Source organism: Lacticaseibacillus thailandensis DSM 22698 = JCM 13996 (assembly GCF_001436135.1).
GTDB classification, from domain to species: Bacteria; Bacillota; Bacilli; order Lactobacillales; family Lactobacillaceae; genus Lacticaseibacillus; species Lacticaseibacillus thailandensis.
This window is the reverse complement of record NZ_AYZK01000004.1, coordinates 124,809-136,450: the sequence shown is the minus strand read 5'-3', so window position 1 is coordinate 136,450 and position 11,642 is coordinate 124,809. Positions and strand designations below refer to the sequence as shown.

The following is an 11,642-nucleotide window of genomic DNA, read 5'->3' as shown; positions in this document are numbered from 1 at the left end:
TACCACTTCGCTAATACCCAATATCATTATTTGCGTGCGCTGAGCACGGGAAATATCTTACCGCGCTTTCCGGGCCGCCGTCAACACTTTCAGCCAACTTTTCAATGCAATTTATGAGCAACCAGAGTAAACTGAAGGTACTAATGACGAAAGAGGGAGAAAGTTTATGAGTTTATCCGCATGTACCTCGATCCTGGTCGGCAAAGCTGCTAGCCTGGACGGCACAACGATGATTGCCCGCAACGACGATACGTTCCTGCCCCTGACCCCACAGCGCTTCTATATGCACCCCGGTTGGAAGGGTAAGAAGGGCCAGACGGTCACGTCACCCCTGAACGGCTTTACCGCCGAACTACCCGAAAACGGCTACCGTTACAACGCCGTGCCCAACGTCGACCGCGAGCACCTCGGTGACTACGAAGAAAGCGGCATTAACGAAAAGAACGTGGCCATGAGTGCAACTGAAAGTACTTATGGTAACGAACGTGCCCTGGCCCACGACCCGTTGGTCAAAGACGGCCTGGATGAAGACTTGATCGTGAACATGACCCTGCCCTTCATCGAATCCGCCCGCCACGGAGTCGAATACCTCGGCCAATTGATCAAGCAATACGGTTCCCCAGCTGGTAACTCGGTGCTGTTCTCCGACCGTGACAGCGTGTGGTACATGGAAATCGTCACGGGTCACCACTGGGTTGCTCAGCGCATCCCCGACGATGCCTACGCCGTGGCCGCCAACCAGGTAGCCATCCAGCAGGTCGACTTTGACGACACCGACAACTTTGCTTGGAGTGAAGGTATCCGCGAGTTCGTTGAGGATAACCACCTGAACACCGACAAAGAAGGCTGGAACTTCCGTCACATCTTTGGCACCATGAACGAAAAGGACCGCCACTACAACACGCCGCGTGTATGGTACGCCCACCACGTGCTGAACCCCGAAGTCCCGGACGAACCTGAATCCGCCGACCTCCCGTTCATCATGCGGACGAACCACAAGATTTCTGTGGAAGACATCGCGCAGATCCTAGGTAGTCACTACAATGAGACTAAGTACGATCCGTTCGGCCACGATGGTGACGAGCGCGACCGGCTCCGTTACCGGCCAATCGGCTTGAATCGGACCCAGAACTCCCACGTCCTGCAGGTGCGCGACAACGCGCCAGCGGGGGCGGAAGGTATCATGTGGCTGTGCCTGGGCTACCCAACGTTCAGCCCGTACGTGCCGTTCTACACCAACGCCAACGACACCGACCCGTCGTACAGTACGACGCCACTGAAGCTCGACACGGATGTCGACTCCGCTTACTGGATGTACCGGACGCTGTCCACCATTACTGAGAGTCACTACAGTAAGTTCATTCAGCAAAACCGGGACTACCTGACTGCCCTGTACCGCCGCTTCCGTGAGCACGTCGCGGAAACTGACGCCGCGGCTAGCGAACTGAGTGGCAAAGACCTGACCAAGGCCCTGACTGAGGCTAACTACAAGATCGTTGCTGAAGCCAAAGCCGCCACTAAGGCCCAAATCAACGACATGCTGATGCAAAGTATCAACCTGTCGCGCTTGACGTTCGATATGGACAAGAACCTGTAATTACAATTGGACCGGGGGCCGCACTTGCGGCTACCCGGAGGACCACCAACCTGCTGACTGTTGCCACCAGGTTGGTGGTTTTTCTTTGGGTTCGGCATTAAAGCAATAATAAAATCAGCCCCAAGACGGATACCGCCTGCTCACGCATCAACGATAATGAATATGTGTTACGGCAACCATTATTTTTGGAGCAGGAAACCCCGTGAGTGTGAGCAGTCATCTTTGACCTCATCACGGTCGGAACCCGGTCATCTTTAGTTAACTATACACTTTGGAGGTAATCACTATGGATAACAACACCTTACTCATCACCACCACCGAAAACATTCCCGGACACACCTACACCATCATCGGCGAAGTGTTCGGCCTGACCACCCAATCTAAGAACGTGGTCTCCAACATCGGCGCCGGCCTTAAGAATCTGGTCGGGGGCGAAATCAAGGCCTACACCAGTATGTTGCACGATTCCCGTACCAAAGCCATCGAGCGTTTACGCGACGAGGCGGCCAAACAGGGCGCTGACGCCGTGGTCATGATGCGCTTCGACTCTGGTTCCATCGGCGGCGACATGCAAAGCGTCGTGGCGTACGGGACGGCCGTGCGGTTCACGGATTAATACCTGACCCAACGCCACCAGTCATCGTCTGGCGTCAAGTTAAGCAACCGGCATTAAAACACCACCCTACTTTTTACGGCTGACCCACATTGGGGGAAGCCGTTTTAGTTTCCCCCTAGGCAAATTCTGCCCGCCATATTTACCTCTCCCCACCGGACTGGTACCATTATTTGTAAGCGTCACCATTACTGCTATCAAGGGAGCGTAAACTATGGCCACTACTAAATACATCCTCGCCATTGACGAGGGCACCACGAGCACCCGCGCGTTGATCCTTGACCATGACGGCCACGTGGTCGCCGACGCGCAAAGTGAATTCACCCAGTACTTTCCCCAGCCCGGCTGGGTCGAACACAACGCCAACGAAATCTGGAACGCCGTCCTTTCCACCATCGCTAACACGTTCATCAACAGCGGCATCCAGCCGAAGCAGATTGCCGCCGTTGGCATCACCAACCAGCGCGAAACCACGATCGTGTGGGACAAAGCCACGGGGTTACCCATCTACAACGCCATTGTTTGGCAATCCCGCCAGACCAACGCCATCGCCGCCCAACTACAAGCCGAAGGGGCCGGTGACCTAATTCACGAACACACCGGATTGCGCATTGACGCCTATTTTTCCGCCACCAAGATTCGCTGGATTCTCGACCACGTACCCGGCGCGCAGGCACGCGCCGAGCGTGGTGAACTCCTCTTTGGCACCATCGACACCTGGATCGCCTGGAAGTTGTCGGGCGGTCAAATTCACGTCACCGACTACACTAACGCCAGCCGCACAATGCTATTCAACATCCACACCCTGCAGTGGGACGACGATATTTTGCGGCTACTCAACATTCCGCGGGCCATGTTGCCGACGGTGCGCAGCAACTCCGAAATTTATGGGCATACCGCCAGTTACCACTTCTACGGGAGTAGCGTGCCCATCGCGGGGATGGCCGGTGACCAGCAAAGCGCCCTGTTCGGGCAACTGGCGCTCCAGCCAGGAATGGTCAAAAACACCTATGGCACCGGTTCGTTTATCGTCATGAACACCGGCACCGAACCCGTTATGTCCGCCAATAACCTGTTGACGACCATCGCGTACGGACTACATGGTCAAGTTAATTACGCTCTGGAAGGATCCGTGTTCGTCGCCGGCAGCGCCATCCAGTGGCTGCGCGACGCCATGGAGTTGGTGCCCAGCGCACCCGACTCCGAGCAGGCCGCCCGCGAGTCCACCAGCCAGGATGAGGTCTACGTCGTGCCCGCCTTCACCGGCCTGGGCGCACCGTACTGGGACGCGGATGCCCGCGGGGCCGTCTTTGGCCTCACCCGGGGCACCACGCGCAACGACTTTATCAAGGCGACCCTACAATCACTGGCATACCAAAGTCGCGACGTGGTCGACACCATGAGCCACGATACCCACATTCCGATGCCAGTGCTGCGGGTCGACGGTGGTGCGGCCAACAACGACTACCTGATGCAATTCCAAGCTGACATACTTGGTACCCCCGTTGAACGCGCCGCTAACCTGGAAACCACGGCGATGGGCGCCGCATTTCTCGCCGGACTGGCCGTCAACTACTGGGCTGACACCGATGAGCTGCAACACCTCGCCCAAGTCGGCCGGCGGTTCACCCCACAGATGGACGCCAACCGCCGCGAGGGACTCTATGCCGGTTGGCAACAAGCCGTCCGGGCCACGATGATGTTCAAACCCAACCCAAACCAGACCCCCGTGTAGACGCAAAGAGGCGCCACTGACAACCTTCGTTGTCATCAGTGGCGCCTTTGCGTATACTCCATGTTACTTTGCCGACCGGTCACCCGCACCGCGCATCCCCCGAATAATCGTGAGCACACCGGCTGCGAGCCCGAGTGCCCCACTCAACAGGGTCACCCCGCCAGACACCGTCGCTAAAATTCCGTTGATCACTACTTTGCGGTCCGCCATCTTGCTGCCTCCTGCTACTAAACGCCGCTATCATGCCTACGTTGACAGTATAACAGCGCTTACAGGTAGCTGTCACTACCTGCTACTGCCGGTAGTAAGCCTCATCAGCAAAGCCGCCCTGGCCGGCACCGAAGATAATGCGGTCGCGACTACTATCCGAATCATCATTGGCCGCCCCTTTGGCGCCTCGCTGCACTAAGAGCATCGGCGTCGTCGCCGGAACGCCACCAAAGTAACAGCCCGTGACCGCTAGGGTCCCGTTAGTCGCGGTATCCGCGTTGCGCACAATCACTTCGGGATGTCAATCAACATCGTGCCCACTGACTACGGCGCCCTTGGTGACCCCTTGGTATTCGTTACCCGGCTGCACCAACGTTTGGTTCGTCACCACCAGTGTGGCCCCCGTTTGCGGGTTGGTCCACGTGCCGACCAGACTGCTGAAGTTCTCCTGGGCAACGGCCGCAACGTTCAAGCTGGCACCAGCAGCTTGACTACTGTTGCTGGCCTGGCTGGACGTCTGGGCAGCGCTGCTAGCTGCGCTACTGCTCGCGGTCGCGGCGCTCGATTTGGACGACCGCGCCACCTTCGCCTTGCGTACCGTGACGTTATGCTGGTGGCTGGTCCTGGCTGCGCGGTTGTGGCTACTGCTGGAGGCCCCCCGCTGCTGGTGGCTACCACAACCAGCGAGGGTGAGCGCGACCACCGTACCAACGATTAAAGTGCTAATTTGTTTGACCATATTAATTTAGTGCAACCAGACCAACGGCACCGTCGCCGCCTCCTCAGGGTGGCAGTGGCCGTGCCGTTAAGGGTTGCTACTCCTCCCGCAGCCTACTTGCGTGTGTTGAACGCCGTAAAGACGTTGGCAACGGCCGAAACGGTCGCCATCTTGTTGGTCGACTCCGATACTGCCAAGTTCTGCTGCTGCAGGGATAGCTGGTCGTGCTGGAAGTCCTGATTTTCTGCCACGTTAAAGGCTTCTTGCAAAGTCGTCGCCCGGTTTTCCTGCACTAGGTGCATTAAGCGGTCAATCGTCCAGTAGCTGTAAAACTCTTGCGGGAAGTCTTGCATACCACGAATATAGTCAGGATTTTGTTCTGCACTGCGTAAGTGGTTCTCTCCGGCAGCAATCGCCTTGTTCGCGGCCACGCCGCCAACAATCCGACGATAGATGAGATACGCTATGAAAGCAATGCAGGCAAAAGTAAAAATACTGGGAACGTACCTATCCACAGTGGACGATCCCAAAAATGCACCGAATACTATCAGCACGATAAGCCATAGGATGGGTGTCAAGATCATCCACTTCTTAAAAAAGTGCTTAGTAGCTGCTAACTGCTGACGCGCTACATAAATCTCATGCCGCGCGTCCTGCGCGTCGGCAGTCAGTTGCTTCTTCTTGTTCAGGTAAGCCAAAATTTCGTCTTTAGTCATAATATGTTTCCTCCACGTTTTATCCCTTTATTCACTTTTTTGTATAACTGATAATGCCTAGAAAAATAGTGTAGTGACCACAATTACTCGATTTAAGGCGACAAGTTATCACCGTTAACTTTCCCCAAAATTGCTGCGGAACAAAATAATCAATCAACCCGATACTAGGCCATACGCAAATCCGGTTCTTAGTAGTATCGCCTGTCACTCCATGGTTAAACTCTTGGTCGGCTGCGGGCACACCACGCGGATAGAACCTCTATGCTGTAGCTCGTACGGTCATCCGCATTGGCCAGATCCGCGTGCAGCGCTGGTTACCGCACTGCTACTAGCCGCCTTGTTGGTGGCACGGCTATTTATCCCAATACCCATAACCCAAAAATTATTGCTGCACAAAATACTGTGTATAACCGTTATTACTGCTCCAAACGACGATGCGGTTCTTGCTGGTGTCGTCAGTCACCCCGTTGTTGAACTGCTTGTTCACCGCGGTACCACGCGGATAAAACTCAATACTGTAGTTCGTGGTGACATCCTGGTTGACCAAATCAGCTTCTAGAGCACCAGCATTTTGCCCAAATTTAACGGCGGAATCCGTCCCGTCAATGTTGAAGCTACTGCCGGATAAGGTAAACTCGGTCGTCGTGACCTGGTTGTTCGTGACCGTCAACTGGTCAGTTAGCCGCTGGCTGTCCTGGCTCCAGTTATATCCTGGCTGACCACCCAGATTGTTACCGGCCACCGCAACTTCTTGCCATGAACCGGCCAGACTAGAGTAATTGCCCTGTTGAATTTGCGTTAGGTTCATCCCCGAGTTGGTTGACGATGCTTTTGCGGCGGCCTGCTTGCTTGATGAACTGGTAGCCGCACTACTACTGCTCGAACTACTACTGTTGCTGGCACTACTGCTAGAGCTGGCTTGAGCCGTCTGTTGGTGTTTGGACGGGAAAGCCTGGGCCCAGGTCCGCTTGCCCGCCTGCACGGCCGCATACTGCTTACCCTTCGTGGTCCGTTGACTATAGAAGCGCACCGGATTACTGCCGATACCCAGAACACCTTTGTGAAAGGTAAACGTGAGCGCCTCGATTTTGCTGATGTCGGTGCCCGCGGCCACATAACCTTGCCGTCCCTTATCCAACGTCCAGGAATGATGCGGTAACGTCAGGCTGACCCGGTTACTCTTCACCACGAGCTGACCCCGGCTACGCTTGGTGCCACCCATCCCAATTTCTTGGGCCACATAGCGTTGATTACTACTACCCCGCCGGTGGAGTACCAACGCATGGACGCGGTAGGTACTGCTTTGGGCCTTGGCCGGCGCGTACTGCACAAAGTAGTACTTGCCAGACAAGTTGGCCACCCGCGCGTGCGTCGTACTACTTGCGCTACTGCTACTGGTGCTGCTGGTGTTGTGCCCAACACAAGCGGCCAACAGGACCACCCCGCTGGCGACCACCAACGTAGTTACTAGACGCTTAATTCCGTGTTGCATTATTTTGCCTCCCCCAAAGTTACTCACAATAATCACTTATCCTTGGTGTAATGTAACTTCATTCCAAATGCCGTCAGGTCGAAGGACTTTTTGTCCTTCGACAACGTCGCTGTTTTATGATCACCATCCAGCGTCATGTCCAACTTGTTACCTTTGATTTTGTACGTTCCGTTATTGTGGGTGCCCTTTTCGTGCACCTTATTGCCCTTAAACTCGAGTGTATCCGTCGATGTGGACCATAAGATTTGCACCTTGGCTGAGTACGAACCACTCAGGTGCTTCGGCATGACCATGACTACACCTACAATGACCACCACGGCCACCACCGCGATGCCAATCAGCCAACTAGGCTTAATCCGCTTCTTCATAATTTTTGCCCCTCCCATTTTCAAATATGACCCGACTTGGTTGCGACCACCCACAACCTGATTATTATTTTATGGACATGTTTCTAGGTCCACAATTTATACGCGCAAATTTAGCTGCTTTTCTGCCTAGATTTTGCATATATGTAATTTCGACCATTGAGCTTTGGGTAATTCTGCGCGATATTACAATTGTGCGAATCATAGGGCTATTTATAGATAAGTTGGAGGCAAGTCTATATGGAACAAACAAGTTGGGGCCACTTTATGCGCCGCTTCCGCAAAGACCGGGGGATGTCCCTCGCGGAGGCGGTCAAAGGCGCACACTGCGCACCGTCGACCTTGTCGCGGTTTGAACGGGATGAGGCGGATATTAGTATCAATAGTATGAAGCAGATCATGGCCAACTTGGTCATGAACACCTGGGATTTCCGCGAGCACGTCACCGACAACGCGGAATACTTCACGGATAATAAGTTGTACTACTTTATGAGCGGGAAGACCGACCGTTTACGCCAGTTGGCCGCGGCCTATAGCGCCCAGCACTCGGAGCAGCGTCCGATGCCAGCGGTGGCTTACACCAAACTGATCTACCGTCTCGCCATCGAACCCGCCACGCCCATCCGCCGCCTACAACGCGACCAAGAACAGTTGTTGGCCCAATTGCTCCAGCCGTTTCAGGGCTGGAACATCGCCCAACGGTTTGCCATCTACGTCGCGTTGCGGTTTGCCAGCCACGAGCTGTTAAGCGTGATGAGTATCCGCCTGAGTCGTTTTGCCCTGGCTTACGACGATGACAGCATTCAAAGTTACAGTGTCACGATGGAAGATTTGAGCATCCTGCTGGTCCACCTAGTCGCTCGGCACGAAATCGACCTGGCTCACCAGGTGGCTGCGGCTTTGGAACACACCCACACCACGCTGGTGCGCAACGGTGAAAACTTTGACCTCAAGGGCCATATCATGGGCGAGGCGGCGCCGTACCAGTTTGCCAAAGCCGTCCTGGCCTGGCGCGAAGAGCCGACGGCCATCACCAGCGCCCATGTACGCGATGTGATCCACGACATTCGCAATACGGGGATGGACTACATCACCCAGTACTACCAGGAATGCTGGGACACCATCCAGTCCGGCGTCACCAGCTGGCACGACGTGACACTCAACGCGCCGACTATACCTCCGGCACCGCTGCACGCATGGGCCTTCACCGCGGATAACCTGCGGCAAGTCCGCAACATTTTGGGCCTCGACCTGGGTGAAGTGGCCGTTGACTGGACCAGCGCAACTCAATCTCGCTTCGAAAAGGGGCAAACGCAGTTAGGGTTTAAGGCCTCGCTCAAATTGCTGAATGCCCTCCTGCTCGACTACAAGTTTCTCTTTGGCGTGATGTTTGATTCGCCAGAGACGGCCTTGTCCAAGCGCATCGAGCAGACCCACGGCCCCGACTTCACCCAGCGGGTCAAAGTTGCGCTGGCGCGCGAAATCGCTGCGCTACCCAAAACGCCGCGGAACCTCTACCTCATGCAGTATGGCGTCCTAGGTCGCCACGCCATCGGCCAACTGACGTGGCACGGCAAGACCTTCGCTGAAGCCTGTGCCATCATGGGTGCCAAACAATATGCCGACGCCACGGTGGCAGGAATCCTCGCCACACGCTGGATCCGGGTATCGGACGTCCACCGGATGCTTAACACCCTTGGCCTGCTGGACAAGGAACAGTACGTGCAGGTGTGGCGCCACGTTCTAAGTCACACGCGGATCGATTCGCGTAGCGACGGCGCGTTTGGCGCCGTCGCTACGCAGGGCGTCATCATTTACTACCAGGCTACCGACGTGGTCCGCCTCCGCCAGTTATGGGGCTTCCTGACGCAGATGACCGAAATTTTTCAGCCAACCCTCATTCCCTCCGTCACGGGCACCGAAATGGTTTGCCGGCTGTTTATGTATCCGGAACAGGCGGACACCACCATCGCGGCTTTATACCGGGCGCAACAAGCCATGCACAACCTGATGCCGACACCCGCCGAACAGGCAGTATTGCCGCCCGATGCATTTACCGTCTGCATTTACTACCTAGACGTCTTCAAGCACTGGCGCGCAACGGCGGTACTGCCCGGATCAACCCGGCCGGAACGCTGATTGGCGACCAACCCCAGCAGAGGCGAGCAAAACGGCACGACCACACCGTGTCGCCATTTAGAGAAAGGTGAGTCTAATGAACCAAATCAGTTGGGGCCGCTACATTCAACGCTTCCGCCACGACCGGGGACTGACGCTTATTGCGGCGGTAAAAGATGCTGGGTGCGCGCCGTCAACCTTGTCGCGGTTTGAACATGATGACGTGGATATCAGTGTTACCCGTATGCGGAAAATCATGCAAAATATCGCCATGGACCGTTGGGACTTCCAGGACCGCGTAGCCACCGACCCAGAATACTTAACGGACAATAAGTTGCTGGACTTCATCAATGGTGACCTAAACCAACTACGGCAGTACACATCGGCATACACCCTTGCACACCGCGAAAGCCGGCCACTGCCTGGTGTCCAGTACACCAAGATGATTTACCAACTAGCAATTGAACCCACCAACCCTAACCACCGCTTACGGCCTAGTCAGGAAGATTTGCTGGCGCAGTTGTTGCAGCCACATCAGGGCTGGAGTGTCGCCCAACGCTTTGCCATTTACGTCGCCTTGCGCTTCGCTAGCCACGAATTACTCACGCTAATCAGCCACCGGCTTAGTGCCTACGCAAACAACTATAACGACCACAATATCCTGCAAAGTGGTCTCTCCATGGAGGACCTGGGCATCCTACTCGTCCAGCTCGTCGCCCACCGGGAATTGGGGCTTGCGCGCGAAGTCAACGCGGCTTTGGAGCACACGGAGAATGTTCTGGATCACAACTTCACCACATACGACGTCCGCACCCACATCGTTGCGGACGCTTACCCGCGCCGCTTTGCCCAAGCCGTGCTTGGATGGGGTGAACACGACACCGCAAACACGGCCGCAGAGGTGCGCAACGTCATTCACGATGTGCGCACCGTCGGCATGGACGACCTGTCCAACTATTACCAAAGTCTGTGGGACACCGTCCAATCTGGCATTACCGGATGGCACAACGCTGGCTTACAGCTGCCAGCAGTCCACCCGCAACAACTTACCTCGTGGGCTTTTACCGGCACCAATCTGCACCACATTCGTACCATGCTGGGCCTGAGCCTCGCAGATGTTGCCGTTGATTGGACGGTAGCGACCCAGTCCCGGTTTGAGCACGGCCAGACCCAGCTGGGCTTCATCGCTTCACTTAAGCTCCTCAACGCGCTACTGCTAGACGCCAAAATTTTATTCGGCACCATGGACTGGTCACCCGAAAACGCCTTTTCTGAACATATTCGCACCACGCCCGTCAAGGATCCCAAAGAACGGGTCCTGGTCGCCCTCCAAAATGAGCTGGCGGCGCTGCCGCCCAAGCCCCGTAACCTCTACCTTATTAAGTATGGCGTCCTGGCACGTCACGCGGTGACGCAGCTGACCTGGCTCGGGTTATCGCTCAAAGATGCGCGCGACGCCGTGCACGTGGAGCGCAGCGCGGCGGCCACGGTGGAGGGTGTCACCTCGACACGTTGGATCCAGGCGTCTGACATTCACCTGCTGCGTAACTCACCCGCCATGTTGAATAAGGACCAATTCAACACCATTTGGCGCCATATCTTCAGCCATACCCGCCTGAATACCACCAGCAATGACGACCTGATGAGTCTGAGTGCGGAAGGTGCATTGATCTACTTCCAAACGGCTGACATTGTACGGATTCACCAGATTTGGCAGGTTCTCATTCAGAAACACCCCACCATCAGCATGCGGGAAACCACATCCATCACGGCCGCACAGATGGCCTGCCGCTTGTTTATCTTTCCCGAACAGGCTGACACCACGCTGGCCTCAATGTTACGGGCCGAGCAGGCCATGCGCAACTTTGCCCCCGCCGCGCTCAAGCACACCGTCGTGATTTTTCACGCCAACCCGTTTACCGTCTTCCTGTACTACCTGTCGGTGTTCAGGTACTGGCAGGCCAGTGGCCGGTTGCACGCTGACCCAGAGAAGCACACATCGCCGCGGCGGGATTCGTGAGCACGTTAACGTCAACAGGTGCAGTAGTCCGTAGACCGCTGCACCTGTTTTACTGTTA

Annotated in this window: 11 protein-coding genes; 5 read left to right on the top strand and 6 right to left on the bottom strand. The window is 55.7% G+C overall.

Annotated elements, in window-relative coordinates:
• Window positions 1-166 precede the first annotated feature (166 nt).
• The 3 genes from FD19_RS07295 (at window position 167) to glpK (ending at window position 3,945) form a co-directional block, all read left to right on the top strand.
• Window positions 167-1,597 (top strand): C69 family dipeptidase, encoded by a 1,431-nt coding sequence (locus FD19_RS07295; RefSeq protein WP_056969536.1) that lies wholly within the window; start codon window positions 167-169, stop codon window positions 1,595-1,597.
• A gap of 286 nt (window positions 1,598-1,883) precedes the next feature.
• The gene (locus FD19_RS07290; RefSeq protein ID WP_054750652.1) at window positions 1,884-2,213 is read left to right on the top strand and encodes a heavy metal-binding domain-containing protein; all 330 of its coding nucleotides are present in this window, start codon (window positions 1,884-1,886) and stop codon (window positions 2,211-2,213) included.
• A 211-nt stretch (window positions 2,214-2,424) separates the two neighbouring features.
• Entirely contained in the window at window positions 2,425-3,945 is a 1,521-nt protein-coding gene (gene glpK, locus FD19_RS07285) for a glycerol kinase GlpK (protein ID WP_054750653.1), read from the top strand.
• A 63-nt stretch (window positions 3,946-4,008) separates the two neighbouring features.
• Here the strand turns inward: glpK and FD19_RS09745 are convergent, their stop codons facing one another.
• The 6 genes from FD19_RS09745 to FD19_RS07260 form a co-directional block, all read right to left on the bottom strand.
• Window positions 4,009-4,155, bottom strand: a complete 147-nt coding sequence (locus FD19_RS09745; protein WP_156321907.1) for a hypothetical protein — start codon at window positions 4,153-4,155, stop codon at window positions 4,009-4,011.
• A gap of 82 nt (window positions 4,156-4,237) precedes the next feature.
• Window positions 4,238-4,447, bottom strand: coding sequence for a hypothetical protein (locus FD19_RS07280; protein WP_054750654.1), 210 nt, complete (start codon window positions 4,445-4,447; stop codon window positions 4,238-4,240).
• Between the two features lie 9 nt (window positions 4,448-4,456).
• Window positions 4,457-4,894, bottom strand: coding sequence for a DUF6287 domain-containing protein (locus tag FD19_RS07275; RefSeq protein ID WP_056969534.1), 438 nt, complete (start codon window positions 4,892-4,894; stop codon window positions 4,457-4,459).
• A gap of 92 nt (window positions 4,895-4,986) precedes the next feature.
• Window positions 4,987-5,589 carry a hypothetical protein gene (locus FD19_RS07270; protein ID WP_056969532.1) on the bottom strand — a complete coding sequence of 201 codons (603 nt, stop codon included), beginning with the start codon at window positions 5,587-5,589 and terminating at the stop codon, window positions 4,987-4,989.
• Window positions 5,590-5,971: 382 nt separating this feature from the next.
• Window positions 5,972-7,081 (bottom strand): DUF6287 domain-containing protein, encoded by a 1,110-nt coding sequence (locus FD19_RS07265; protein ID WP_054750657.1) that lies wholly within the window; start codon window positions 7,079-7,081, stop codon window positions 5,972-5,974.
• Window positions 7,082-7,113: 32 nt separating this feature from the next.
• Window positions 7,114-7,449: a hypothetical protein gene (locus tag FD19_RS07260; RefSeq protein WP_054750658.1), complete on the bottom strand. Its 336-nt coding sequence runs from the start codon at window positions 7,447-7,449 to the stop codon at window positions 7,114-7,116.
• Between the two features lie 237 nt (window positions 7,450-7,686).
• On the opposite strand from FD19_RS07260, the gene FD19_RS07255 reads away from it, so the two are divergent.
• On the top strand, window positions 7,687-9,585 hold the full coding sequence (locus FD19_RS07255; protein WP_054750659.1) for a helix-turn-helix domain-containing protein: 1,899 nt from the start codon (window positions 7,687-7,689) through the stop codon (window positions 9,583-9,585).
• A gap of 76 nt (window positions 9,586-9,661) precedes the next feature.
• Window positions 9,662-11,584 carry a helix-turn-helix domain-containing protein gene (locus tag FD19_RS07250; protein WP_056969530.1) on the top strand — a complete coding sequence of 641 codons (1,923 nt, stop codon included), beginning with the start codon at window positions 9,662-9,664 and terminating at the stop codon, window positions 11,582-11,584.
• Window positions 11,585-11,642: the final 58 nt, after the last annotated feature.